The organism is Streptomyces roseolilacinus (genome assembly GCF_014649335.1).
GTDB classification, from domain to species: domain Bacteria; phylum Actinomycetota; class Actinomycetes; order Streptomycetales; family Streptomycetaceae; genus Streptomyces; species Streptomyces roseolilacinus.
This window is the reverse complement of the sequence record NZ_BMSV01000006.1, coordinates 421036-446544: the sequence shown is the minus strand read 5'-3', so window position 1 is coordinate 446544 and position 25509 is coordinate 421036. Positions and strand designations below refer to the sequence as shown.

Annotated in this window: 24 protein-coding genes and 1 tRNA gene; 10 read left to right on the top strand and 15 right to left on the bottom strand. The window is 71.6% G+C overall.

Annotated elements, in window-relative coordinates:
* Positions 1-5 precede the first annotated feature (5 nt).
* The 3 genes from IE106_RS17360 to IE106_RS17350 form a co-directional block, all read right to left on the bottom strand.
* Complete coding sequence (locus IE106_RS17360) at positions 6-539, bottom strand: DUF2617 family protein (RefSeq protein ID WP_189534908.1); 534 nt, start codon at positions 537-539, stop codon at positions 6-8.
* A gap of 337 nt (positions 540-876) precedes the next feature.
* Positions 877-1152, bottom strand: a complete 276-nt coding sequence (locus IE106_RS17355) for a hypothetical protein (RefSeq protein ID WP_189534906.1) — start codon at positions 1150-1152, stop codon at positions 877-879.
* Positions 1153-1173: 21 nt separating this feature from the next.
* Positions 1174-1434 (bottom strand): hypothetical protein, encoded by a 261-nt coding sequence (locus IE106_RS17350; RefSeq protein WP_189534904.1) that lies wholly within the window; start codon positions 1432-1434, stop codon positions 1174-1176.
* A gap of 135 nt (positions 1435-1569) precedes the next feature.
* Between IE106_RS17350 and IE106_RS17345 the strand changes: the two genes are divergently transcribed.
* A complete protein-coding gene (locus IE106_RS17345) occupies positions 1570-2751 on the top strand; it encodes a pyridoxal phosphate-dependent aminotransferase (RefSeq protein ID WP_189534901.1) in 1182 nt (393 codons plus the stop codon).
* A gap of 84 nt (positions 2752-2835) precedes the next feature.
* Here IE106_RS17345 and IE106_RS17340 read toward each other — a convergent pair whose 3' ends face one another.
* The gene (locus IE106_RS17340) at positions 2836-3366 is read right to left on the bottom strand and encodes a type III secretion system chaperone family protein (protein WP_189534899.1); all 531 of its coding nucleotides are present in this window, start codon (positions 3364-3366) and stop codon (positions 2836-2838) included.
* 141 nt (positions 3367-3507) lie between these two features.
* Complete coding sequence (gene clpB / locus IE106_RS17335; RefSeq protein ID WP_189534897.1) at positions 3508-6108, bottom strand: ATP-dependent chaperone ClpB; 2601 nt, start codon at positions 6106-6108, stop codon at positions 3508-3510.
* Positions 6109-6234: 126 nt separating this feature from the next.
* Here clpB and IE106_RS17330 point away from each other — a divergent pair, with 126 nt between their 5' ends.
* Positions 6235-6648, top strand: a complete 414-nt coding sequence (locus IE106_RS17330) for a pyridoxamine 5'-phosphate oxidase family protein (RefSeq protein ID WP_189534896.1) — start codon at positions 6235-6237, stop codon at positions 6646-6648.
* A 128-nt stretch (positions 6649-6776) separates the two neighbouring features.
* On the opposite strand, the gene IE106_RS17325 is transcribed toward IE106_RS17330, so the two are convergent.
* Positions 6777-7094: a Rieske (2Fe-2S) protein gene (locus IE106_RS17325; protein WP_189534894.1), complete on the bottom strand. Its 318-nt coding sequence runs from the start codon at positions 7092-7094 to the stop codon at positions 6777-6779.
* A 370-nt stretch (positions 7095-7464) separates the two neighbouring features.
* Here IE106_RS17325 and IE106_RS17320 point away from each other — a divergent pair, with 370 nt between their 5' ends.
* Positions 7465-8490 (top strand): helix-turn-helix transcriptional regulator, encoded by a 1026-nt coding sequence (locus tag IE106_RS17320; RefSeq protein ID WP_189535094.1) that lies wholly within the window; start codon positions 7465-7467, stop codon positions 8488-8490.
* Positions 8491-8524: 34 nt separating this feature from the next.
* Here the strand turns inward: IE106_RS17320 and IE106_RS17315 are convergent, their stop codons facing one another.
* The 5 genes from IE106_RS17315 to dnaK all read right to left on the bottom strand — a co-directional run bounded on the left by IE106_RS17315 (position 8525) and on the right by dnaK (position 13382).
* On the bottom strand, positions 8525-9088 hold the full coding sequence (locus IE106_RS17315) for a DUF4232 domain-containing protein (RefSeq protein ID WP_189534892.1): 564 nt from the start codon (positions 9086-9088) through the stop codon (positions 8525-8527).
* A gap of 82 nt (positions 9089-9170) precedes the next feature.
* Complete coding sequence (locus tag IE106_RS17310; protein WP_189534890.1) at positions 9171-9623, bottom strand: heat shock protein transcriptional repressor HspR; 453 nt, start codon at positions 9621-9623, stop codon at positions 9171-9173.
* 4 nt (positions 9624-9627) lie between these two features.
* On the bottom strand, positions 9628-10803 hold the full coding sequence (gene dnaJ, locus IE106_RS17305) for a molecular chaperone DnaJ (protein ID WP_189534888.1): 1176 nt from the start codon (positions 10801-10803) through the stop codon (positions 9628-9630).
* A gap of 75 nt (positions 10804-10878) precedes the next feature.
* Positions 10879-11538, bottom strand: a complete 660-nt coding sequence (grpE, locus tag IE106_RS17300; protein WP_189534886.1) for a nucleotide exchange factor GrpE — start codon at positions 11536-11538, stop codon at positions 10879-10881.
* On the bottom strand, positions 11535-13382 hold the full coding sequence (gene dnaK / locus IE106_RS17295) for a molecular chaperone DnaK (protein WP_189534884.1): 1848 nt from the start codon (positions 13380-13382) through the stop codon (positions 11535-11537). Before dnaK ends, grpE begins: the two co-directional genes overlap by 4 nt.
* Positions 13383-13685: 303 nt before the next feature.
* On the opposite strand from dnaK, the gene IE106_RS17290 reads away from it, so the two are divergent.
* The 3 genes from IE106_RS17290 to IE106_RS17280 all read left to right on the top strand — a co-directional run bounded on the left by IE106_RS17290 (position 13686) and on the right by IE106_RS17280 (position 17704).
* The gene (locus IE106_RS17290) at positions 13686-14165 is read left to right on the top strand and encodes a sugar transferase (RefSeq protein WP_229840518.1); all 480 of its coding nucleotides are present in this window, start codon (positions 13686-13688) and stop codon (positions 14163-14165) included.
* A gap of 146 nt (positions 14166-14311) precedes the next feature.
* Entirely contained in the window at positions 14312-16591 is a 2280-nt protein-coding gene (locus tag IE106_RS17285; RefSeq protein WP_189534882.1) for a (Fe-S)-binding protein, read from the top strand.
* 222 nt (positions 16592-16813) lie between these two features.
* A complete protein-coding gene (locus IE106_RS17280; RefSeq protein ID WP_189534880.1) occupies positions 16814-17704 on the top strand; it encodes a Yip1 family protein in 891 nt (296 codons plus the stop codon).
* A 79-nt stretch (positions 17705-17783) separates the two neighbouring features.
* On the opposite strand, the gene IE106_RS17275 is transcribed toward IE106_RS17280, so the two are convergent.
* From IE106_RS17275 to IE106_RS30415, 3 genes are all read right to left on the bottom strand, one after another.
* The gene (locus tag IE106_RS17275; RefSeq protein WP_189534878.1) at positions 17784-18281 is read right to left on the bottom strand and encodes a phosphoribosyltransferase; all 498 of its coding nucleotides are present in this window, start codon (positions 18279-18281) and stop codon (positions 17784-17786) included.
* Between the two features lie 2 nt (positions 18282-18283).
* Entirely contained in the window at positions 18284-18859 is a 576-nt protein-coding gene (gene dcd, locus IE106_RS17270) for a dCTP deaminase (RefSeq protein ID WP_189534876.1), read from the bottom strand.
* Positions 18860-19162: 303 nt separating this feature from the next.
* Positions 19163-19345, bottom strand: coding sequence for a hypothetical protein (locus IE106_RS30415; protein ID WP_229840516.1), 183 nt, complete (start codon positions 19343-19345; stop codon positions 19163-19165).
* Between the two features lie 218 nt (positions 19346-19563).
* Here IE106_RS30415 and IE106_RS17265 point away from each other — a divergent pair.
* Positions 19564-19637: transfer RNA gene (locus IE106_RS17265), tRNA-Gly, on the top strand.
* Between the two features lie 15 nt (positions 19638-19652).
* Here IE106_RS17265 and IE106_RS17260 read toward each other — a convergent pair.
* Positions 19653-19853: a hypothetical protein gene (locus IE106_RS17260; RefSeq protein ID WP_189534874.1), complete on the bottom strand. Its 201-nt coding sequence runs from the start codon at positions 19851-19853 to the stop codon at positions 19653-19655.
* 315 nt (positions 19854-20168) lie between these two features.
* Between IE106_RS17260 and IE106_RS17255 the strand changes: the two genes are divergently transcribed.
* The 3 genes from IE106_RS17255 to IE106_RS17245 all read left to right on the top strand — a co-directional run bounded on the left by IE106_RS17255 (position 20169) and on the right by IE106_RS17245 (position 25476).
* The gene (locus tag IE106_RS17255; protein ID WP_189534872.1) at positions 20169-20564 is read left to right on the top strand and encodes a hypothetical protein; all 396 of its coding nucleotides are present in this window, start codon (positions 20169-20171) and stop codon (positions 20562-20564) included.
* 327 nt (positions 20565-20891) lie between these two features.
* Positions 20892-22499 (top strand): sigma-70 family RNA polymerase sigma factor, encoded by a 1608-nt coding sequence (locus tag IE106_RS17250; protein ID WP_229840513.1) that lies wholly within the window; start codon positions 20892-20894, stop codon positions 22497-22499.
* 613 nt (positions 22500-23112) lie between these two features.
* Positions 23113-25476 (top strand): non-reducing end alpha-L-arabinofuranosidase family hydrolase, encoded by a 2364-nt coding sequence (locus tag IE106_RS17245; protein ID WP_189534869.1) that lies wholly within the window; start codon positions 23113-23115, stop codon positions 25474-25476.
* The last annotated feature ends 33 nt before the right edge of the window (positions 25477-25509 follow it).

The following is a 25509-nucleotide window of genomic DNA, read 5'->3' as shown; positions in this document are numbered from 1 at the left end:
CAACGTCACTCGCACGGCTGCCGGCGCCGGTTCCGCGGGGCGAACCCGACGCTGGTCCGGGTCACCACCAGCTGCCCCTCCTGCGGGTACGCGTGCCAGGTGCGCCACCGCACCCGGTCCTCGTGCCGCTGCGCCACCATGGCCGTGAACGCGTGCGGCGAGCCCGGGAACGTACCGGCCAGGCCGTGCGGGTGGTCCGCGACGAGCGCCAGCAGTTCCTGCGCCCGTCTCGCGAACGACCCGTGCGACAGCGTCTCCACGTGCGCCGCGAACGCGTACTCCCATCCGCCGACCCGTTTGGCCACGCCCAGCGGCAGCGGCGTGCGGCTGCCCGGCAGGCAGGCGACCGTCTCCGAACAGGTCGCGCCGCCCTCCTCCAGCAGCACCTGGTGGGACGCCCCGAGAAGTCTCATCTGCAGCGTGGTGCCCGCCAGCCGGAGATCGAGCACGGCGAGGGCGGGCAGCGCCTCCTTCCCCAGCGTCCAGGCCAGGTCGGCAGCACGCGTGTCGGTGTAGGCAGTCTGAAGGGTGGTGAGCATGGGTCAGCTCCGCAAGCACGGTGACGTGACGGTGGACCGGGGGGTGGCGTCGTCCCGCAAGACGTTCCAGGGAACTCGAGGTACCGGCTCGGGGTTCACACGGGATCCGAGGGCTCGATGTACTCGTCAACGAGCGAATCACGAACCGCCGGGGGCTCACAGCGTCTTTACCCAACTTGGTTGCGAATACATCCCCTAGGGGGCCTGGGGGTTCAACTGTTCAACGCACAGCGCGCGTTGGGGCGCACACGTGCACGCAAGGGCGCGCCCGGCGGATGTCCCTCCCGCCGGGCGCCCCGTCACGGCCGGTGCGGACGGACGGACCGACTGCCCCGTGTCAGTCGCCTCCGCCGCCGCACCCGCCGCCACCCCCGCCACCCCCGTCGCAGGAGCCTCCTCCCCCGCCGCTCCCGCCGTCGCAGGACGACCCGCCGCCCCCGCCGGAGTCGGCCCACAGGGCCGCCCCGCCGGTGTCACCCGTCGTGCCGTCCCCGCCACCCCTGCCGCCCCCGCCGCCGCCTCCGCGGCCCCGCGGGGAGCGGCCCCCCGTGAGCACGACGAACCCCGTCAGGAGCAGCAGCACCGCTCCGCACACCACGACCGCTCCGGTCATGCCGGCCACCTCCCTTCCCCCTCAGGAGCCCCCACCGCAGCCACCGCCACCGCCGCCACCCCCGCACGACGACGAGCCCCCGCCGCACGAGGAGGTGCCCCCGCACGACGAGGCGCCCCCGCCCCACCAGCCGCTCCCGCCGCTGTCGTGCGACGACGAGGCGCGCCGGCGGTGCCCGCGGCGCGTGCCCGCCCCTCCGCGCGCGAGGGCCGTGACGATGACCAGGGCGATCCCCAGGAACACCACCACCACCATCACGCTCATGACCAAGACGGTTCCCATGCCGTTTCTCCTCCCCCGTGCGATGTGTGCCTGGGAGATGCCCACCCCGGGGACACGCCCAATCCGCACTTGAGGAACTCCAGAGGTTCCGCCCGCCCGCGCGTGCCCTTGAGGCGGCTCCCGCTTGCCCGCAGGATGGCGCCCATGACCAGAGCACCGCTCAACCGCCGCCTCGTCGGGTTCGGCACGACGATCTTCGCCGAGATGTCCGCCCTCGCGGCCACCACCGGCTCCATCAACCTCGGGCAGGGCTTCCCCGACACCGACGGCCCCGAGGAGATCCGCGAGGCGGCCGTCCGCGCCCTGCGCGAGGGGCGCGGCAACCAGTACCCGCCCGGCCCCGGCGTCCCCGAGCTGCGCACCGCGATCACCGACCACCAGCAACGGCGGTACGGCCTCGCGTACGACCCCGACACCGAGGTCCTGGTCACCGCGGGCGCGACGGAGGCGATCGCCGCGGCGCTGCTCGCGCTGGTCGAGCCGGGCGACGAGGTCATCGCCCTGGAGCCGTACTACGACTCGTACGCGGCGTGCGTCGCCATGGCGGGCGGCACGCGCGTCCCCGTCACGCTGCGCCCGGACCCGGCGGGCGGCCGGTTCGTCCTCGACCTGGACGAGCTGCGCGCGGCCGTCACCGACCGCACCCGCCTCATCCTGCTCAACACCCCGCACAACCCCACCGGCACCGTCCTCACGCGCGAGGAGCTGGCCGCCGTCGCCGCGCTCGCGGTCGAGCGGGACCTGCTGGTCGTCACCGACGAGGTCTACGAGCACCTGGTCTTCGACGGGGCGGAGCACGTGCCGATCGCGACGTTCCCGGGGATGCGGGAGCGGACGGTGACCATCTCGTCGGGCGGGAAGACGTTCTCGTTCACGGGCTGGAAGGTGGGCTGGCTGACCGCGCCCCCCGCGCTGACGGCCGCCGTGCGCACCGCGAAGCAGTACCTCACGTACGTGGCGTCGGGGCCGTTCCAGTACGCCGTCGCGGAGGCGCTGCGGCTGCCGGACGCGTACTTCGACACCCTGCGGGCGGACCTGGAGGGCAAGCGGGACGTCCTCGCGGCGGGGCTGGCGGCGGCCGGCTTCGAGGTGTACCGGCCGCGCGGCACGTACTTCGTCACCGCGGACGTCGCCCCGCTGGGCGAGAAGGACGGGGTCGCCTTCTGCCGGGCGCTGCCCGAGCGGTGCGGGGTCGTCGCCATCCCGAACGCGGTCTTCTACGACCACGCGGACGCCGGGCGGACGCAGGTCCGGTTCGCGTTCTGCAAGAAGGAGGCGGTGCTGCGGGAGGCCGCCGAGCGCCTGGCCCGCCTCTGACCGGTCCGGGAACGCGGCCGGGGCGGTGACCTCGTGCGGTCACCGCCCCGGCCGGATCACGGTCGTACGGGTCGTACGGGCCGCTCAGACCTCGTCGCCCTCGGCGCCCTCGCCGGGCTCCAGGCCCAGCTGCTCCACCATCCACTTGTCGAACTCGATCGACGCGCGGACCCAGCTGACGGTCGACGACACGAAGTGCTCCAGGCTGACGCCCGTGCCGATGAGCATCTGCGCCTCGCCGATGAGCCGGATGGTGGCGCCGCCCTGCTCGTCCTCGTGGAGGTGGCTGTAGACCTTGGGCCACAGGGTGCGGCGGTTCCAGTCGTCGATGGTCTCGAGGATCTTCGTACGCTCCTCGACCGGGTGCGGGCGGTCGTAGAACGTGCGCACCGAGAAGACCTGCTGCTCCGCCTCGCCGCGGAACATGAAGTAGGTGCGGAACTCCTCCCACGGCGCCGCGAGGTCACCCTCGTCGTCGACGACGTACTTGAGCTCCATCTGCTCGAGGAGCTGCTTCACCAGGTCCTGATCGGGGACGACGGGGCCCGCCGGTCCTGCGGCCTGAGGCTGGGGCTGTCCCCCGAAATTCGGAATCGAGGACGGGTCGATGCTCACCGGGTAATTCCCTTCGTACGGATAACCGCCATCCTCCCCCATCCCGGCCCGTCGGTGGCAAGCCCGACCGGCCGCGATCCGCTGCGGGCTGACACGGCCGTGCCCCCGCCGGGGCGGGGGCACGGCCGTGTCGGGGCGGGATCACCGGACCGGCGCCACCGACAGGTCGCCGTCCACGCGGTCCACGCGGACCGTGTCGCCGTCCTGGATCTCGCCGGACAGGATCTCCCGCGCCATGCGGTCCCCGATGGCCGTCTGGACCAGGCGGCGCAGCGGCCGCGCGCCGTACGCCGGGTCGTTGCCCTCGTCGGCGAGCCAGTCCAGGGCCGCCGGGGTGACGTCCAGCGTGAGGCGGCGCTCCGCGAGGCGGCGGGCCAGCCGGCCGACCTGGAGGCGGGCGATGCGGGCCAGCTCGTCGCGGGTGAGCGCGGAGAACACCACGATGTCGTCCAGCCGGTTCAGGAACTCCGGCTTGAAGGAGGCGCGGACCACCTCCAGGACCTGCTCCCGCTTCTCGGCCTCCGTCCTCGTCGGCTCCGTCAGGAAGTGGCTGCCCAGGTTGGAGGTGAGGACCAGGATCGTGTTGCGGAAGTCGACCGTGCGGCCCTGCCCGTCCGTGAGCCGGCCGTCGTCGAGGACCTGGAGGAGGATGTCGAAGACCTCGGGGTGGGCCTTCTCCACCTCGTCCAGCAGGATCACGCTGTACGGGCGGCGGCGCACCGCCTCCGTCAGCTGGCCGCCCTCCTCGTAGCCGACGTAGCCGGGGGGCGCGCCGACGAGGCGGGCGACGGAGTGCTTCTCCCCGTACTCCGACATGTCGATGCGGACCATCGCCCGCTCGTCGTCGAAGAGGAAGTCCGCGAGCGCCTTGGCCAGCTCCGTCTTGCCGACGCCGGTCGGGCCGAGAAAGAGGAACGAGCCGGTCGGCCGGTCGGGGTCCGCGATGCCCGCGCGCGTGCGGCGCACCGCGTCCGAGACCGCCCGGACGGCCTCGGCCTGCCCGATCAGCCGCTTGCCGAGCTCCTCCTCCATGCGGAGCAGCTTCTGCGTCTCGCCCTCCAGGAGCCGCCCGGCGGGGATGCCGGTCCAGGAGCCGACCACGTCCGCGATGTCGTCGGGGCCGACCTCCTCCTTGACCATCTTGTCCGCGACGCCGGCCGTCTTGGCGGCCTCCTGCTCGGCCTCCGTCGCCGCGGCCAGCTCCCGCTCGACGGCCGGGATCTCCCCGTACAGCAGCTTGGACGCCGTGTCGAAGTCGCCGTCGCGCTGGGCGCGCTCGGCCTGGCCGCGCAGGTCGTCGAGGCGCTCCTTCAGCTCACCGACGCGGTTGAGGCCCTGCTTCTCCTTCTCCCAGCGGGCGGTCAGGCCGCGCAGCTCCTCCTCCTTGTCGGCGAGGTCGCGGCGCAGCTTCTCCAGGCGCTGGACGGAGCCGGGGTCGGTCTCGTTCTTCAGCGCCAGCTCCTCCATGCGGAGGCGGTCGACGGCGCGCTGCAGCTCGTCGATCTCCACGGGCGAGGAGTCGATCTCCATCCGGAGCCGCGAGGCCGCCTCGTCGACGAGGTCGATCGCCTTGTCGGGCAGGAAGCGGGACGTGATGTACCGGTCGGAGAGCGTCGCGGCGGCGACCAGCGCCGAGTCCGCGATCTGCACCTTGTGGTGGGCCTCGTACCGGCCCTTCAGGCCGCGCAGGATGGCGATCGTGTCCTCGACGGTCGGCTCCGCGACCAGGACCTGCTGGAAGCGGCGCTCCAGGGCCGGGTCCTTCTCGATGCGCTCGCGGTACTCGTCGAGCGTGGTCGCGCCGACCATGCGCAGCTCGCCGCGGGCCAGCATGGGCTTGAGCATGTTGCCCGCGTCCATGGCGGAGTCGCCGCCGGCGCCCGCGCCGACGACCGTGTGCAGCTCGTCGATGAAGGTGATGATCTGGCCGTCGCTCTCCTTGATCTCGGAGAGGACGGTCTTCAGCCGCTCCTCGAACTCGCCCCGGTACTTCGCCCCGGCGACCATGGCGCCCAGGTCGAGGGCGACGAGCCGCTTGTCGCGCAGCGACTCGGGGACGTCGCCCTTCACGATGCGCTGGGCGAGGCCCTCGACGACGGCGGTCTTGCCGACGCCGGGCTCGCCGATGAGGACGGGGTTGTTCTTGGTGCGCCGCGACAGGACCTGGACGACGCGGCGGATCTCCTGGTCGCGGCCGATGACCGGGTCGAGCTTGCCCTCGCGGGCGGCGGCCGTGAAGTCCGTGCCGAACTTCTCCAGCGCCTTGTACTGGCCCTCCGGGTCCTGCGTGGTGACCCGGCGCGTGCCGCGGGACCGGGTGAAGGCGGCCAGCAGCTTCTTCGCGTCGGCGCCCTGCCGGGTGAGCAGCTCGCCGGCCGGCCCGCCCTTGGCGGCGATGCCGATGAGCAGGTGCTCCGTCGACAGGTACTCGTCGCCGAGGTCGCGGGCGCGGGCCTGGGCGTCGGCGACGACGGCCAGCAGGTCACGGTTGGGCTGCGGCGGGGCGACGGTCGACCCGGTGACGCTCGGGAGGGCGGAGAGGAGCCGCTCGGCGCCGGAGCGCACGGCGGCCTGGTCGGCCTCGACGGCGGCGAGCAGGTCGACGAGGTTCTCGTTTTCCTGGCCGGAGAGCAGCGCCAGCAGCAGGTGCGCCGGAGTCAGGTCCGGGTGTCCGTCGGACACGGCGCGGCTGGTGGCGGCGTTGAGTGCGTCCCGGCTCTTGTTGGTCAGCTCGGCGTCCACGGGTGCTTGGTCCTCCTCGGCTGCTGGTGTGCGTACGTACCGGCTATGACTCAGCCAACGTGCACAAAGTTGAGTCTATTCCACTCAATGTGGTGAGGGCCAGCAGCCGCCGGTAGGTTCCGACCCATGGCCATCGACCTGCGCGACCCCCACGCCTCCTACGTCAGCTTCTGGCGGGAGCGGCACATGTGCACTCTGACGACTCTCCGCCCGGACGGCACTCCACACGTGGTGGCGGTGGGGGTGACGTACGACCCGGAGGGCGGCGGGAAGGGGATCGCCCGCGTCATCACCAACAAGAACAGCCGGAAGGTGGCCAACGTCCTGGCCGCCGGCCCCGACGGCGCCCCGGTCGCCGTGTGCCAGGTGGACGCGGGGCGCTGGGCGACGCTGGAGGGCCGCGCGGTGGTCCGCACGGAGCCGGACGCGGTCGCGGACGCCGTCGCCCGGTACGCGGAGCGGTACGGGCGCACACCGACGCCGAACCCGGACCGGGTCGTGATCGAGATCACCCTCACCCGGGCGATGGGGCGCGCCTAGGGCGCGGCTTCACGGGCGCGGCCCGTCCCGGACGCGCGCAGCACAGCGGCGCCATCGTGTTTCAGGTCCACGATGGCGCCGCTGTGTGGGGGAAGCACCTGAGCGATCTACAACGACGGGGGAATCGCTCAGGCGCTGCGGGGGGTGGCGGTGGTGGGCTGGGCCTCGACGAGCTGGTGGTCACGCTGGTCGAGGTTGACGAAAATCATTCCGTAGCGGATGGCGCAACGGACGGGCTGCGGCGCGCCGCGCGGCCGGCGGAGGCACCGGTAGGCGCGGATGTCCTCGTCCTCCCCGCGGGTGATGACGATCGGCTCGCCGAAGAGGGTGACCATCAACGAGTCACCCCCCTGCGGCACGGCGGTGACGAGGTCGATGAAGTGCCACCCGGAGCGGTAGGCGGACGCCATCTCACGGCGGAAGCGGGAGTCGTCGGGGACGTTCATGCGACGACACCCGTCGGCGCGGAGCCGGCGCTCTCCCAGGAGGGCTCACCGAAGGTCGACGGGGCAACCTCCCACGAGGGCTCGCGCGGACTCGCCGGTCCGACCTCCCATGAGGGCTCACCTGCGACGACACTGCCCGCGGACACCGTTTCCCACGACGGCTCGCCGCTGAGGGCGGCGACACCGCACGCGGCCGCCGCGGCGACAGCTATGGCGCTAAGTGCACGAACCATCCTGGTCATGGACGATCTCCACCTCTTTTTGTCCTTACCTCCTCCCCCGCGCCTATGACGATGGCTCACTCCGAACGCTTCCACCAGCCGATACAGGCATCATGTTCCTGAAATACAGGACCCTGAGGGGGGTGCAGATGCGGTCTAAGGTGGACAATCCGGAAACCGAGCACAGTCATGACGAGCTGTGCGAAGCCGGAAAGCACCTGTACGCGGCTGCCCTGCGCGCCGGCCGGATAGCCCGCTCCGAGATCGAGGCGGCACCCTGCCTCGTCGACCTCGCCCTGCTGCATCCGGATCCGGACGACCCGCAGTGGCTGCGGCCCGTCCCTCCGTCCATCGCCCTCAACCAGCTGATACACCCCATCGAGCGGGAGATCCAGCAGCGGCGGCAGCGGGCGCTGTCGTTGGCCGATGCATTCGAGCCGTTCATGACGATCCCCGCCGCGGCCCCCTCCACCAGCGACGCGATCAACGTCCTCGAAGGACTCGCCGTCATCAACGCCGAACTCGACCGCGTGACGGACGAGTGCGCGGTCGAACTCCTCACCATCCAGCCCGGCAGCGGACGCAAACCCGAGACTGTCAAGGCCGCCCTGCGCCGGGTGGAGCCCCTGCTCGGCCGCGGTGTCCGGATGCGGACCCTCTACCAGCACACGGCCCGGCACCACTCGGCGACCATGGGGTACGTCGAGCGGATCACCCCGTACGGGCTGGAGGTGCGCACGCTCGAGGAGATCATCGACCGGCTGATCATCGTCGACCGCAAGGTCGCCTTCATCCCGGCCCGCAGCGACCGCCAGGTCGCGCTGGAGCTGCGCCACGAGGGGCTCGTGCAGTACCTCGTCGGCGTCTTCGAGCAGTTCTGGCTGCACGGCATCCCCTGGGAGGAGGAGGTCGTCACGTACACGCCCGCCCTCAACGGGATAAGCGGCATCCAGCGCTCCATCGCCAAGCTCCTGGTCGAGGGCCACGTCGACGAGGCCATCGCCCGCCGCCTCGGCATGAACGTCCGCACCTGCCGCGCCCACATAGCCAAGCTCGCGTCCACGCTCGGCAGCGGCAGCCGCGCCCAGCTGGGCTACCTCATCGCCCGGTCCGGCATCCTCGACCAGGAGGCGGGCCAGGGACAGGAGCCGGAACCGGCCCGCGGCCACGACTGACCGCCCGCCGCGCCCCGGCCGCCCCACCGCCCGGCTACGCGCCCTCCGGCACCCAGGGCGTGACCTCCACCGCGTCGGTGTTGCCCAGGTCCAGCGGCCCGTCGTGCGGGGCGACCGTCTGCGCGGCGGCCCCCCGGCCGGGTGCGACGCGCAGGTACGCGCCGTTCGTCGCCGCGACGTCCGCCCGCGTCACCGTGTTCCGCCACAGGACCCCCGAGCGGGCCCGCTGCCCCGGCCGCAGCACGAACGTGGACCGGGCCCGCCCGCCGTCCACCGCGTCCGTGCCGAGGCGCACGGTCACGTCGAGCTCCTCGCGCCCCGCGTCCAGCACGGCCACGTCCGGGTAGCCGCTCACCTCGAACGGCCGGGCGCCGCAGTTGTCGAGGAACACCGACAGCGCCCGCTGCCCCAGGGCGGCCTCCGTGTCCCCCAGGGTGATCCGCACGCCCGACTCGGGGCACGCGCCCGGCGAGGGCGCCCTCCCGGTCGCGGAGGGCGGGGGCGGCGCGTCCGGTCCCGTCCCGTCCGCCGAACACCCCGCGGCCACCGCCGTGAACACGGCCGCGGCGGCGAACGCCACGCTCCCCCTCGTACGCATTCCCGGATCATCGCACGCGTGAGGCCCCCTCCTCGGAGGGGGCCTCACGTCATGTCCGCTCCCGGCGCCTTCCGCCGGGGGACTACTCGCCGGCGCGCTTGCCGCCCGGCCGCCACACGACCAACGCACTGGTCTGCTGCACGTCCTGATAGGGCACCAGGTCCCGCCGGTACGAGGCGTGCACCTGCGCCTCGCGCTGACGCATCGCCACCGCCGCGCCCTCCAGGGCCGCGGTCAGCTCGGCCACCCGGGCCTCCAGCACGGTGACCTGGTTCTCCAGCTCGATGATGCGCTTGATTCCGGCCAGGTTGATGCCCTCGTCCTGCGACAGCTGCTGCACCTGCCGGAGCAGTTCGATGTCGCGGGCCGAGTAGCGGCGGCCCCGGCCGGCCGTACGGTCCGGGGAGACGAGCCCCAGCCGGTCGTACTGGCGCAGCGTCTGCGGGTGGAGCCCGCTGAGCTGCGCCGCCACCGAGATGACGTACACCGGGGTCTCGTCGGTCAGTTCGTACGGGTTGCGTCGGCGTGCGTCCATTGCCTCAAGCCCCCTTCGCGGCCTGGAACAGATCCGCCCGCGGGTCCTCACCCGCGGTAGCTTGACGGTACGTCTCCAGAGCCTCACGCGCCTTGTCGTTCAGCTCCTTCGGTACGGCGACCTCGACCGTGACCAGCAGGTCGCCGCGCGTGCCGTCCTTGCGGACCGCCCCCTTGCCCCGTGCCCGCATCGTGCGGCCGTTGGGCGTGCCGGCGGGGATCTTCAGCGTGACCGGCGGTCCGCCGAGGGTCGGCACCCTGATCTCGCCCCCGAGGGCCGCCTCCGGGTACGAGACGGGCACGGTGACGGTGAGGTTGTCGCCCTTGCGGCCGAAGACCGGGTGCGCGTCGACGTGGACGACCACGTACAGGTCGCCGGCCGGACCGCCCCGCTCGCCGGGGGCGCCCTTGCCGCGCAGCCTGATCCGCTGCCCGTCGGAGACCCCCGCCGGGATGCGGACCTGCATGGTGCGCGACGACTTGGCGCGGCCGCTGCCGTGGCACACCTCGCACGGGTCCTGTGCGATCAGCCCGCGGCCCTTGCAGTCCACGCACGGGTCGGTCAGCGAGAAGCCGCCGCCCGAGCCGCGCGACACCTGGCCGGTGCCGACGCACGTCGGGCAGACCTGCGGCGTGCCGTGCTTGTCGCCCGTGCCGGAGCAGGCCTGGCAGGGCTGCTGGCTGGACATGCGCAGCGGGACGGTGGCCCCGTCGACCGCCTCGGTGAAGCTGAGCGTCACCTCGGACTCGACGTCCTGGCCGCGACGCGGCTGCGTACGGGTGCCCGTGGCGCCGCCCCGGTTGAACAGGCCGCCGAAGACGTCCCCGAGCCCGCCGCCGAAGCCGCCGGCGCCGCCCGCCCCGCCCTGGCCGCCGAACAGGTCGCCCAGGTCGAAGTTGAACGTGCCGCCCGCGCCGCCGGGTCCGGGGCGGAAGCCGCCGTTCCCGAAGAGGGCGCGCGCCTCGTCGTACTCCTTGCGCTTCTTGGGGTCGCCGAGGATGTCGTTCGCCTCGGAGATCTCCTTGAAGCGGGTCTCCGCTGCGGTGTCGCCCTTGTTGGCGTCCGGGTGGAACTCGCGGGCGAGCTTCCGGTACGCCTTCTTGATCTCGGCCTCGGTGGCGTCCTTGGGGACGCCGAGGACCTTGTAGTAGTCCTTCTCGACGAAGTCCTTCGTGCTCATCGACGTCCCTCCTTCCGGACGGTCACCGCGCCGGCCCGGGGGCCGGCGGTCCCGTGACCGCCGGCCCCGCGGCTGTCAGCCCTCCTCGGGGCCACCGTTCTCCTCGTCGGCCGACTTCTCTTCCTTCGCGGCCGGCGCGGCGCCCGGCTGGGGCTCGGCGACGGCGACACGCGCGGGACGGATGGTCCGCTCGCCGATCCGGTACCCCGGCTGGAGGATCGCCACGCAGGTCGTCTCGGTGACGTCCGGCGCGTACGAGTGCATCAGCGCCTCGTGCACGGTCGGGTCGAAGGGCTCGCCCTCCTTGCCGAACTGCTGGAGGCCCATCTTGGCGACGGTGGTCTCCAGCGACTCGGCGACCGACTTGAAGCCGCCGACCAGCTCGCCGTGCTCCCGCGCCCGGCCGATGTCGTCGAGCACCGGCAGCAGTTCGGACAGGAGGTTCGCGATGGCGACCTCCTTGACCGCGATGCGGTCCCGCTCCACCCGCCGGCGGTAGTTCTGGTACTCGGCCTGGAGCCGCTGGAGGTCCGCGGTGCGCTCGGCGAGCGCGGTGCGGGTCTGGTCCAGCTGGGCGGTCAGGCCGATCGACTGGCCCGTCTGGTTCGCGTCCCCGGCCGGGGCCGCCGCACCCTCCTCGACGGAAGGGCTCTCGGCGGCCTCGGCGGCGTCGTCGGAAGTGGCGCCGGAGGGGACGTCGGGCTTCTCCTCGAAGCCCGGGGTCTCCTCCGTCATGCGGCCCCACCCTTCGGCTTCTCGTCGTCGACGATCTCGGCGTCGATCACGTCGTCGTCGGCCTTGGCGCCCTCGGCACCCGCCTGGGCACCGCCCGCCGCCTGGCCGGCCTGCGCGTCGGCGTACAGGGCCTGGCCGAGCTTCTGGGAGACCGCCGCGACCTTCTCGGTGGCGGTGCGGATCTCCGCGGTGTCCTCGCCCTTCAGCTTCTCCTTGAGCTCGTTCACCGCCGTCTCGACCTCGGTCTTGACCTCGCCCGGCACCTTGTCGGCGTTGTCGGTGAGGAACTTCTCGGTCTGGTAGACGAGCTGCTCGCCCTGGTTGCGGGTCTCGGCGGCCTCGCGGCGCTTGTGGTCCTCCTCCGCGTACCGCTCGGCCTCCTCACGCATCCGGTCGACCTCGTCCTTCGGGAGCGAGGAGCCGCCGGTGACGGTCATCTTCTGCTCCTTGCCCGTCCCGAGGTCCTTGGCCGTGACGTGCATGATGCCGTTGGCGTCGATGTCGAAGGAGACCTCGATCTGCGGGACGCCGCGCGGGGCCGGCGGGAGGCCGGTCAGCTCGAACATGCCGAGCTTCTTGTTGTACGCCGCGATCTCGCGCTCGCCCTGGTAGACCTGGATCTGCACCGACGGCTGGTTGTCCTCCGCCGTCGTGAAGATCTCGGAGCGCTTCGTCGGGATCGTGGTGTTGCGCTCGATGAGCTTGGTCATGATGCCGCCCTTGGTCTCGATGCCGAGGGACAGCGGGGTGACGTCGAGGAGCAGGACGTCCTTGACCTCGCCCTTGAGGACACCGGCCTGGAGCGAGGCGCCGATCGCGACGACCTCGTCCGGGTTCACGCCCTTGTTGGCCTCCTTGCCGCCGGTCAGCTCCTTGACGAGCTCGGCGACGGCCGGCATGCGGGTCGAGCCACCGACGAGGACGACGTGGTCGATCTCGGAGAGCTGGATGCCCGCGTCCTTGATCACGTTGTGGAACGGGATCTTGCAGCGCTCGAGCAGGTCGGCCGTCAGCTGCTGGAACTGGGCGCGCGTGAGCTTCTCGTCCAGGTGCAGCGGGCCCTCGGCGGACGCCGTGATGTAGGGGAGGTTGATCGACGTCTCGGTGGACGAGGACAGCTCGATCTTCGCCTTCTCGGCGGCCTCGCGGAGGCGCTGGAGCGCCATCTTGTCCTTGGCGAGGTCCACGCCGTGGCCGCTCTGGAACTGCTTGACCAGGTAGTCGACGACGCGCTGGTCCCAGTCGTCACCACCGAGGTGGTTGTCGCCGTTGGTGGCCTTCACCTCGACGACGCCGTCGCCGATCTCCAGCAGCGAGACGTCGAAGGTGCCGCCACCGAGGTCGAAGACGAGGATCGTCTGGTCGTCCTTGTCGAGCCCGTACGCCAGGGCGGCGGCGGTCGGCTCGTTGACGATGCGCAGGACGTTCAGGCCCGCGATCTCGCCGGCCTCCTTGGTGGCCTGGCGCTCGGAGTCGTTGAAGTACGCCGGGACGGTGATGACCGCGTCCGTGACCTTCTCGCCCAGGTACGCCTCGGCGTCCCGCTTCAGCTTCTGCAGGATGAACGCGGAGATCTGCTGCGGGTTGAAGTTCTTCCCGTCCAGCTCGATCTTCCAGTCCGTGCCCATGTGGCGCTTGACCGAGCGGATGGTCCGGTCGACGTTGGTGACGGCCTGCCGCTTGGCGACCTCACCCACGAGGACCTCGCCGTTCTTGGCGAAGGCGACGACGGACGGCGTGGTCCTGGCGCCCTCGGCGTTGGTGATGACGGTGGGCTCGCCGCCTTCCAGAACGCTGACGACGGAGTTAGTCGTGCCCAGGTCGATGCCGACCGCACGTGCCATTTCGATTCCTCCAGCTGACTTGAGCGGAACAGACTCAAGGATGCACCACTCATCCCGTGCGGTCAACAGACCTGAGTCAGCCCGACTCAGCTTTTATCCGGCCCTTATGCGCAACACGCGGTGCGCCCACCCCTCCGCGGCCGGTCGCCGCGCCTATCCTTCTGCACACTGGACAATCTGCACCATCCGCCCCTTCCCCACCTACGGCGCCTTACCCTCCTTTTCCTCGCATTCCGGATTTCCCGGACCGGCGCCACGACGCCCGCCCCGCCATGACGTCCCAGAACGGTCAGGTGACGCGCCATGCACCCCAAGCGCATCCTGGATCTGGCCCTCGGCTCCGTCCTCCTCGCCCTCGCCGCCCCCGCGCTCCTCGCCGCCGCGGCCGCGCGCGCCCTGCGCCGCCCGCCCGGCAGCCTCCTCGTGCGGGAGGCGGCGACCGGCCTGCACGGCCGGACGTTCACGCTGCGCACCCTGCCGGTCCGCCGGCTGCGCCTCGACGCGCTGTCGCGGCTGCCCCACGTCGTACGGGGGGAGATGTCACTCGTGGGGCCCGCGCCGCTGCCGCCGGGGGCCCCCGGCGCGGACGCGGCGTGGCGGCACCTCGTCAAGCCGGGGCTGACGGGACTGGCGCAGGTGAGGCGGGGCTCCGCGCTCCCGTGGGACGAACCCCTGCTGCTGGACCAGCACTACGTGGAGCACCATGGGATGGGACTGGACGCGGCTCTGCTCCTCCGCACGCCCCGGGCCCTGATCGGCACCCCGCGGCGACGGGGGCGATGAGCGGCGGTCAGGCTCACCTGAGCGACGCAGATCACCGCGTGCGCGGCTACAGTGCGGCGGAATAACTGGGTACGCTCAGCACCGAACCCAATAAGTTACCGCTTAGTAGTGCTGGATCCCCCACCTCGCAGGCCCGAGGAGCCCCCATGCAACTCGCCGCGATCATTGTGTCGCTGACCCTGACCGTGGTCGGCGTTGCGCTCTTTGCCCGAGCGATCGCGCACATCTACCGGTTCGTGAAGCTCGGCCAGCCCGTGCCGGCCGGCAGCCGCACCGACGACTGGAAGGCCCGCACGGTCACCGTGGTCCGGGAGTTCCTCGGTCACACCCGGATGAACCGCTGGGGGATCGTCGGCTTCGCGCACTGGTTCGTCGCGGTCGGCTTCCTCACCCTGCCGCCCACGCTGGCGCAGGCGTACGGACAGCTCTTCCGCGCCGACTGGACCCTGCCGGTCATCGGCGGCTTCCTGCCGTTCGAGATGTACACCGAGCTGATCGGCCTGCTGACGGTCCTCGGCATCGCCGTGCTGATCGTGATCCGGCTGCTGAGCCTGCCGTCCCGCGCCGGCCGCAAGTCGCGCTTCACCGGCTCCAAGGCCTGGCAGGCGTACTTCGTCGAGTACATCATCCTGACCATCGGCCTGGTCATCCTGGTCCTGCGCGGCCTCGAGGGCGCGCTGCACCACGTCGACTCCTACGACCCGGCCTACTTCGTGTCGTACCCGCTGGTCCTCGCCTTCGACGGCCTGGACACCGGCACCCTGCAGAACCTCGTCTACCTCGCCGCCATGGTGAAGATCAGCGTCTCCCTGATCTGGATGATCACGGTCTCGCTCAACACCAACATGGGCGTCGCCTGGCACCGCTTCCTCGGCTTCCCGAACATCTGGTTCAAGCGCAACGCCACCGGCGAGACCGCGCTGGGCGCCCTGCTGCCGATGACGTCCGGCGGCAAGGTGATCGACTTCGAGACCGTCTTCGACGACGAGGAGGGCGCGGAGGAGACCGTCTTCGGCGTCTCCCAGGTGGAGCACTTCTCCTGGAAGGGCATCCTCGACTTCTCCACGTGCACCGAGTGCGGCCGCTGCCAGTCGCAGTGCCCCGCCTGGAACACGGGCAAGCCGCTCTCCCCGAAGCTCCTGATCATGTCGCTGCGCGACCACGCGCACGCCAAGGCGCCCTACCTGCTCGCCGGCGGCGGCAAGACGGCGGAGGGCGAGGAGAAGGCGTCCGCGGAGCAGCTCGCCGGCGTCCCGGCGTCCGCCCTCGCCGAGGCCGAGCGCCCGCTGGTCGGCACCGCCGAGGAGAACGGCGTCATCGACCCGGACGTCCTGTGGTCCTGCACCACCTGCGGCGCCTGCGTCGAGCAGTGCCCCGTCGACATCGAGCACGTCGACCACATCGTCGACATGCGCCGCTACCAGGTGATGATCGAGTCCGCGTTCCCGTCCGAGGCGGGCACGATGCTCAAGAACCTGGAGAAGAAGGGCAACCCCTGGGGCCTGGCCAAGAAGCAGCGCGTCGAGTGGACCAAGGAGGTCGACTTCGAGGTCCCGATCGTCGGCAAGGACGTCGAGGACCTGTCGGAGATCGACTACCTGTACTGGGTCGGCTGCGCCGGCGCCCTGGAGGACCGCGCCAAGAAGACCACCAAGGCCTTCGCGGAGCTGCTGCACATGGCGGGCGTCAAGTTCGCGATCATGGGCGGCGACGAGAAGTGCACCGGTGACTCCGCCCGCCGCCTGGGCAACGAGCCGCTGTTCCAGCAGCTCGGCCAGGAGAACGTCGCGATGCTGAACATGGCGTTCGGCGAGGACGACGAGGACGAGTCGACGAAGAAGCCCAAGGCCTCCAAGAAGATCGTCGCGACCTGCCCACACTGCTTCAACACGATCGCGAACGAGTACCCGCAGCTGGGCGGCGAGTTCGAGGTCATCCACCACACGCAGCTGCTCCAGCACCTCATCGACGAGGGCAGGCTCACCCCGGTGACCCCGGTCGACGGCCTGATCACCTACCACGACCCGTGCTACCTGGGCCGGCACAACAAGGTCTACACGCCGCCGCGCGAGATCATGTCCGCCGTCCCCGGCCTGCGCCAGCAGGAGATGCACCGCCACAAGGAGCGCGGCTTCTGCTGCGGCGCCGGCGGCGCGCGGATGTGGATGGAGGAGCGCATCGGCAAGCGCATCAACACCGAGCGCGTCGACGAGGCCCTGTCGCTCAACCCGGACATCGTGTCCACGGCGTGCCCCTTCTGCCTGGTCATGCTGACGGACTCGGTGAACGGCAAGAAGAACGAGGGCCAGGCCAAGGAGACGCTCCAGGTCGTGGACGTGGCGCAGCTCCTCCTGGAGTCGGTGAAGACCCCGGAGCCCGAGGCCCCCGAGGCCGACGCGGCGCCGGAGCCGGAGCCCGCGCAGTAGGACCGGCCACCGGTACCGGCCCGTGACAGGACGGCCGGGTCCGCCCCCAGGGGGGGGTGGACCCGGCCGTTCCGGTTTTCCGCGCCCCTCGGGGGCGGCCCCCTGGCGTGTCGGCCCTTCGGGGGACGCCGGCCCCTAGGGGATGTCACAGCTCAGCAGCAAAGAGGGCCCGGCGAACGGCCGGGTACGCCGGTGCGGGCGGAACCGGGTACGTTCATAGACGTGGCTGGATTCAGGATCGGACGCGGCCGGGACAACCGCACCCCGCACCAACAAGGGCAGCAGCCCCCGCACCCGCGGCAGGGGCCGTACGGCAACGCCGGCGCGCCCGCGCCGCCGTCGTACGGGTCGCCGCAGCAGTGGTCGCGGGACGGACGCACGCACGGCGAACCGGAGTACTTCGGCGACCCCTACCAGCAGCAGGCCGCGCCGCACCCGCACCACCCCCGGCAGCCGTACCCGCCCCAGGCGCACACCGCGAACAACCCGGGCCACACCCAGGTGTTCAGCGTCAACGAGGACCCGTACGGCCCGCCGGACACCTACCAGGCGGGCGCCCCCGCCCCCTCCGGCCCGCGCCTGCCCTGGCAGCAGCTCCTGGCCGGCATCGTGCTGCGCCCCGGCCCGACGTTCTGGCAGATGCGCGACCACGCGGTCTGGCTGCCGGCGCTGACGGTCACCTTCGTGTACGGCCTGCTCGCGCTGTTCGGCTTCGACAAGGCCCGCGACGAGGCGATCAACGCGACCCTGTCGACGGCGGTGCCGTCCGTCCTGCTCACGGGCGTCATGTTCGTCGTGGGCGGCGTGATCCTGGGCGCGGTGACCCACACCCTGGCCCGCCAGCTGGGCGGCAACGGGGCGTGGCAGCCGACCGTGGGCCTGTCGATGCTGATCATGTCGATGACGGACGCGCCGCGCCTGCTGTTCGCGATGTTCCTGGGCGGCGAGAACGCCCTGGTGCAGGTGATCGGCTGGCTGTCGTGGCTGGCGGCGGGCGCGCTGTTCACGTCCATGGTGAGCAAGTCCCACGACCTGCCCTGGCCGAAGGCCCTGGGGGCGTCGGCGATCCAGCTGGTGGCGCTGCTGTCGCTGATCAAGCTGGGCACGTTGTAGGAACACCCCGGGCACACGGCAGGGGCCCGCGGCGCTCTCGCGTCCGCGGGCCCCTGCCGTGTGCCCCCCCCCTGCGCCCTCAGGCGTCGAGCACCTGCCCGGTACGCCGCACGACGGGCTTCTCGACGCTCCAGGGGAAGTTGATCCAGTCGTCGGTGCGCTTCCAGACGTACTCGCACTTCACCAGGGAGTGGGACTTCTCGTAGATGACGGCCGACCGGACCTCGGCGACGTGGTCGAGGCAGAAGTCGTGGACGAGCTTCAGGGTCTTGCCGGTGTCGGCGACGTCGTCGGCGATCAGGACCTTCTTGTTGCTGAAGTCGATCGCGTTCGGGACGGGCGCGAGCATCACCGGCATCTCCAGGGTGGTGCCGACGCCCGTGTAGAACTCCACGTTCACGAGGTGGATGTTCTTGCAGTCGAGCGCGTAGGCGAGCCCGCCGGCCACGAAGACACCGCCGCGGGCGATGGACAGCACCACGTCCGGCTCGTAACCGTCGTCCGCGACGGTCTGGGCGAGCTCGCGCACCGCGCGGCCGAACCCTTCGTACGTGAGGTTCTCCCGTACACCACTCATGCTCACACCTGCGTCCGATGGAAGTTCTGGAAGGACCGCGAGGCCGTGGGCCCGCGCTGCCCCTGGTACCGGGACCCGTACCGGTCGCTGCCGTACGGGAACTCGGCCGGCGAGCTGAGCCGGAACATGCACAGCTGGCCGATCTTCATCCCCGGCCACAGCTTGATCGGCAGGGTCGCGAGGTTCGACAGTTCCAGGGTCACATGTCCGGAGAACCCGGGGTCGATGAAACCCGCGGTCGAATGCGTGACGAGGCCGAGCCGCCCGAGCGAGCTCTTGCCCTCCAGCCGGGAGGCGAGGTCGTCCGACAGGGAGATGACCTCGTACGTCGAGGCGAGCACGAACTCGCCCGGGTGGAGGATGAACGCCTCGTCCCCGTCCGGCTCCACCAGCCGGGTGAGATCGGCCTGCTCGACGGCGGGGTCGATGTGGGGGTAGCGGTGGTTCTCGAACACCCGGAAGTAGCGGTCGAGCCGCACGTCGATGCTCGAGGGCTGCACCATGGATTCGTCGTACGGGTCGATCCGCACCCGTCCGGATTCGATCTCGGCCCGGATGTCCTTGTCTGAGAGAAGCACGTCCCGAGGATACGCAGAGCGCGCGGGCCCGCCCCAATCGGACGGACGCCCGCGCGCTCCCCACCAGGGACGACGGCGGCCGTACGGACCGCTAGGCCGTGTCTTCAAAGTCCCGTCTGCCTGCCGGCGTCTGGCACGCCCTCCCCCGAGCTCTCGGCTGCGCTCGAGCAGGGGGGACCCCCAGCCGCGTTGTCGTCGGTCGCCCATGCTCCGCAGTGGCTCCCTCCTCCGCCTTGCGATCGCACGCACCAGACGCCGCCCGGCCCGCCCTACGGGCGAACGACGCTACTTTGAAGACACTCCCTAGCCCCGCTCGGCCGCCCCCGCGGTCACGGGCACGGCGTGCCGCAGCCGCGCGCACCGGGGACAGCGGATGAGCCGCCCGGGCCCGATCCGCCCCGCACCGAGGTTCTGCATCGGGAACGTCGCGGTACTGAACACGTGCCCCTCGGCACACCGGACGACGGTTCGCTCCATGGAGTGCATCAAGCCCTTTCCCAGCAAGTGGTGGACGAGGCAGCCACATTAGGGGATCAACGGGACACCACTCCAGGCGGCACTCCGACCCCCACCCTACGCCCCAACTCCCCACCCGAAACCGCCGGATCATCCCGCCCGACACACGAAAACCCCGCGGCGCGACGCACCGGGGGCTGCGGATGGGGTACAGTGAGCGACGATGCGGACGGAGCTCCGGCCGCTGTGCGGGTGTAGTTTAATGGTAGAACATGAGCTTCCCAAGCTCAGAGCGCGGGTTCGATTCCCGTCACCCGCTCCATAGCGAAGGCCCTGGTCAGCGACCAGGGCCTTGTCTGTTGTCCGGACCACGCCAGGCGTCGCGCGCCAGATCCGCACCGGATGACGGGTCGGCGCCCTCCCGGTGGGCGGCCCGCACCAGTTGGTCGAGCTCGTCCGCGGCCTTCTGCTGCCGGGCCAGGTCCGAGTGCTGGCGGGTCAGCGCGGCTTTTCCCGACGACCGTCCCGCTCGGACCATCGGGCCCTTGAACGTGGCGCCCGAACGGGGGCGAGTACGTAGGGGGGAGAGCAAGAGGTGCGGGCGCCGTCGAGGGTTCGGTCGGGTGGCGCCGGAGAACATCCGGTCGGTACGGACGCTGGGGCGCGAGCCTGGCCGGCAGGGTGATCACTCGAAGCAATCACCGAGGGTGCGGTTGTGGCGACACATAGTTAGCGTCGGCTTCGGTGGCCGGATCTGGACGTCCTGGGTCGGAGCACGTCTCGCATGGTGCTCCGGGGTTCCGGTGAAACTTCTGGTCCGCAGGCCGCCTCGACCGCGACTCAAGGAGTCCCCTTGGCAAACGAACTGCTCTTCTACCGGCCGGACAACGGTCACATCGCCACTGGTCGGCTGGAATCCGACGGCAACTTCACCGGCCTCGCCACCGGCGTCGTCTCGCCCGGCTGGACCCACGTCGTCTCCGTGAACCGAGAGCTGCTCTTCTACCGAGCCGACAACGGCCACATCGCCACCGGCCGACTGGAAACCAACGGCAACTTCACCGGCCTCGCCACCGGCGTCGTCTCGCCCGGCTGGACCCACGTCGTCTCCGTGAACCGAGAGCTGCTCTTCTACCGAGCCGACAACGGCCACATCGCCACCGGCCGACTGGAAACCAACGGCAACTTCACCGGCCTCGCCGAGGGCGGACTCTCCGCGGGCTGGGGACGCGTGACCTCCGTCGACTGACCCCACCGCGCGGCCCGTACGAGCCGGCCGCGACCCGCGGCGCCCCCCTCCGGTGCTCGGCGCCGTCCTCCCGGAGGGCCGGCCGCACGGACCGTCGTGTCCTTGGGCGCCGCCCCGGTACCGGGCCGGGCTCCCGCCCCGGTACCGGGGGAGCCGGCCGCGGCCTTCGCGCGGCGCCGGCTCCCGGGCCGGAGCCGTTCCCTCCGGGATCGTCCGCCGTGGACGGGCCGGTCCGTCGGCCCAGGCCGCGGGCTTTGGCCGGACGTCTTCGCCGACGCTAGGGTGTGGCGCCGTACTCGGCGGATCGCTTCCCTGAGGAAGGTGGGAATGGGGCTCATGGACGCGGACCACACGAGGCTGGTGGTCGCGGCGCAGACCGGTGACGACCGGGCGCGCGAGAAGCTGATCGCCGCGTACCTGCCGCTGCTCTACAACATCGTCGGGCGGGCGCTGAACGGACACGCCGACGTCGACGACGTCGTCCAGGAGACCCTGCTGCGCGCGGTGCGCGACCTGCCCGCCCTCCGTGCCCCGGAAAGCTTCCGCTCCTGGCTGGTGTCGATCACGCTCCGCCAGATCAACACCCACTGGCACCGGCAGCGCACCCTCGCCGACCGGACCACGGTCATCGACGAGGCGCTCGGGACACCGGACGCCGGCGCCGCGACCGAGGACGTGACGGTCCTGCGCCTGCACATGTCGGACGAGCGCCGCCAGGTGGTCGAGGCCGGCCGGTGGCTCGACCCGGAGCACCGGGTGCTGCTGTCGCTGTGGTGGCAGGAACGCGCCGGCCTGCTGAGCCGTCATGACATCGCCGCCGCGACGGGGCTCAGTGCCGCCCACGCCGGGGTGCGCCTGCAGCGCATGCGCGAGCAGTTGGAACTGAGCCGGACGATCGTCGCCGCGCTGGAGGCGCACCCGCGCTGTCCGCAGTTGGAGGAGACCGTCGCCGGCTGGGACGGTCTCCGTACGTCCGTGTGGCGCAAGCGGATCGCGCGGCATGTCCGCGACTGCCCGGTCTGCGCGGTGACGACGGAACGGGTTCCGGCCGAACTGCTGCTCCTCGACCTCGCGCCGCTGGCCGTCCCGGCCGCGCTCGTCACCGCGCTGATCGCCAAGGGCCTGCTGTCGGGTACGGCCGCGAGCGCCGCCGGGCTGGCCACGGCGCACGCCACCGTCGGCGCGGCGGCGGGGGGAGGCGGCCTGCACGGCTCGCTGATCGGCAAGCTGCACGCGGTGACCGCGCATCCGATGGTGGGCCTCGCCACCGGCGCGGTGCTCATAGCCGGGACCGTCACCTACGCGGTCTGGCCCGAACCGGCGCCCCGGGTGCCCGGCGTCACCGCCGCTCCCACGGCCGGCGCCCCCACGGTCGGCGCCCCCACGACCGGCGCCCCGGCGGCCGCCGCTCCCACGGCCGGCACCCCCGCGCCGAGCCCGTCGCGCACCCCCGCGCCGGCCGAACCGTCCCCGGTGGGTCCGTCCGCCGTCGCGGGCACCGTTCCGCTGGGCGCACGGTCGCTGGAGTCCGTGGACCGGCCCGGCCTGTACGTCACGTACGACGGTGACTTCGCGACGCTCGGCAGCGTCCCCGCGTCCGGTGGCGCGCAGGCACGGCAACGGGTCACCTTCACGGTCGTCGGGGGGCTGGCCGACACACGGTGCGTCACCTTCCGCGCCGCGGACGGCCGGTACCTGCGCCACCACTACCTGCGGCTGCGGCTGAGCGCCGACGACGGCAGCGAACTGTTCCGTGAGGACGCCACCTTCTGCCCGCGCCCCGGGGCGGTCGCCGGGTCGGTGACCCTGCACGCGCACAACTACCCCGGATCGGTCCTCCGCCACCGCGACGGCGGCATCTGGCTCGACGGCTCCGACGGGACTCGGGCCTTCGCCGGTCAGGCCTCCTTCATCACGCGCGAGGCCCGGGCCTGAGGGCCCTTCCCCGAACGTGCCGGGCCGGGTCGCCCGGCGGCGGGTGATGATCCCGCGGCACGGTCCCGCACCACGCCCTCCCCGGCCCGGCGGTGGGCCGGGTGCCGCGCCCGATCCGGCTCCCACCCGCACCTCGTCGACGGCCGCCCCGTCGTGACCGGCCCGGGGGCCGATCCCCGCAGCCGCCACCGGTACCGCCCCGGAAGCCGTCGCCGACGACCGGTGCGGCGCGCCCTCCTTCCGCGGGGACGGCCGGACCGGGGGCCCCGGCATAACGCTTTCCGCCTGCGAGATGTGTCACCGGGCGATCCTCCGGGCGGCGCGACTTTTCCGTTACGCGGCCGCGCGCTCGGAAGCCTCCACTTCATGGGGGTGTCCTTCCCGCCGCGCGCCACGACGTGCCGGCGCGGCGGGTCTCCCGGCTTCCCCCGTCGACGTACTCCCTGAAGAAAGTCCCTTCCATGACACGACACACCCACGAACCCCGGGTGAGCGGTAGGCAGGAACGGCCACGTGTCCCGCACCGTTCCCGCCCCGCGGCGAACCGGGCCGCACTGGCCGACGCCCGCACGATCACGGCGCCCGGAGTGGCCCGCGACCCCCGAGGAGAATCATGAAGGGCCTGCACCGGCTCCGCCGGCGTCACCGGACACTGACCGTGGGGCTGTCGGCCGCGGTGGTGGTGGCCGGGGTCGTGACGTTCCTCCCGAACTCCGCCGGAGCCGCCGGCCTGGGTACCCAGGCGGCGCCCTCGGGCCGGTACTTCGGCACGGCCGTGGCCGCCGGCAGGCTCGGCGACCCGGCGTACACCGCGATCGCGGACCGGGAGTTCAACATGATCACCCCGGAGAACGAGATGAAGTGGGACGCCATCCAGCCGTCCCGCGGCACCTTCACCTTCGGCTCCGCGGACCGGATCGTCGACCGTGCCGTGGCACGCGGCCAGCGCCTGCGCGGCCACACCGCGGTCTGGCACTCGCAGCTCCCCTCCTGGGTCGGCTCCATCCGCGACGCGAAGACGCTGCGCGGCGTGATGAACCACCACGTCACCACCCTGATGTCCCGGTACAAGGGCAAGATCTACGCCTGGGACGTGGTCAACGAGGCGTTCGCCGACGGCGGCAGCGGCCGGCTCCGCGACTCGGTCTTCCAGAAGGTGCTGGGTGACGGCTTCATCGAGGAGGCGTTCCGCACCGCCCGTGCGGCCGACTCCTCGGCCAAGCTCTGCTACAACGACTACAGCATCGAGAACTGGTCGGACGCCAAGACCCAGGGCGTCTACCGCATGGTCAAGGACTTCAAGTCCCGCGGCGTGCCCATCGACTGCGTCGGGTTCCAGAGCCACTTCGGGACGGGCGGACCGCCGGCGAGCTTCAAGACCACCCTGGCCTCCTTCGCCGCCCTGGGCGTCGACGTCCAGATCACCGAGCTGGACATCGCCCAGGCGTCGCCCACCCACTACGCGAACGCGGTCGGCGCCTGCCTGTCCGTGGCCCGGTGCACCGGCATCACGGTGTGGGGCGTCCGCGACAGCGACTCCTGGCGAAGCGACGAGAGCCCCCTGCTGTTCGACCGCGGCGGCAAGCCCAAGCCCGCGTACACCGCCGTCATGAACGCCTTCCGCTCCGGCTCCGGGGCCGCCCCGGCCGCGCCGGCCGCCGGTACCGGGGAGGTCAGGGGTGTGGCCTCCGGCCGCTGCGTCGACGTTCCCGGCTCCGCCACCGCCAACGGGACCCGGGTACAGCTGTGGGACTGCAGCGGCCAGGCCAACCAGCGCTGGACCCACACCGCCGCCAAGCAGCTGAAGGTCCTCGGCGACAAGTGCCTGGACGCCGAGGGCAAGGGCACCGCCAACGGCACCCCGGTGGTCGTCTGGGACTGCAACGGCGGCGCCAACCAGCAGTGGAACGTCAACGCCGACGGCACGATCACCGGCGTCCAGTCCGGGCTGTGCCTCGACGCCGTCGGCGCGGCCACCGCGAACGGCACCAGGCTCCAGCTGTACGCCTGCGCGTCCGCCGGCAACCAGAAGTGGACCGCCCCGTCCGGGTCGGGCGGCGGCACGTGCGCCCTGCCGTCGACGTACAAGTGGAGTTCGACGGGCGTGCTGGCGCAGCCGGCGAACGGGTGGGACGCGGTGAAGGACTTCACCACCGTGACGCACAACGGCAAGCGCCTGGTCTACGCGTCGAGCGCGTCGGGAACCTCGTACGGCTCGATGGCGTTCAGCCCCTTCACGAACTGGTCGGACATGGCGTCGGCCGGCCAGACCAGGATGAACCAGAACGCGGTGGCGCCCACGCTGTTCTACTTCGCGCCCAAGAAGATCTGGGTGCTGGCGTACCAGTGGGGCGCGTCGCCCTTCAGCTACCGCACGTCGAGCGACCCGACCAACCCCAACGGCTGGTCCGCCCCGCAGCCGCTGTTCACCGGCAGCATCCCCCGCACCGACTCCCCCACCGGCCCGATCGACCAGACCCTGATCGCCGACGAGAAGAACATGTACCTGTTCTTCGCCGGTGACAACGGCAAGATCTACCGGGCGAGCATGCCGATCGGGAACTTCCCGGGCAACTTCGGCTCGTCGTACACGACGGTGATGAGCGACACGGTGAAGAACCTGTTCGAGGCGCCGCAGGTCTACAAGGTGCAGGGCCAGAACCAGTACCTCATGATCGTCGAGGCTCGGGGCGCCAACGAGAAGCGCTACTTCCGCTCGTTCACGGCCTCCAGCCTGAACGGCTCGTGGACCCCGCAGGCCGCCACCGAGGGCAACCCCTTCGCGGGCAAGGCCAACAGTGGCGCCACCTGGACCGACGACATCAGCCACGGCGACCTGGTCCGCGCCAACCCCGACCAGACCATGACCATCGACCCCTGCAACCTGCAGTTCCTCTACCAGGGCAAGTCCCCCGCCGCGGGCGGTGACTACGACCGGCTGCCGTACCGGCCGGGCGTCCTCACCCTGCGGCGCTGATCCACCCGGTACACGGTGACACGCAAGGAGAAC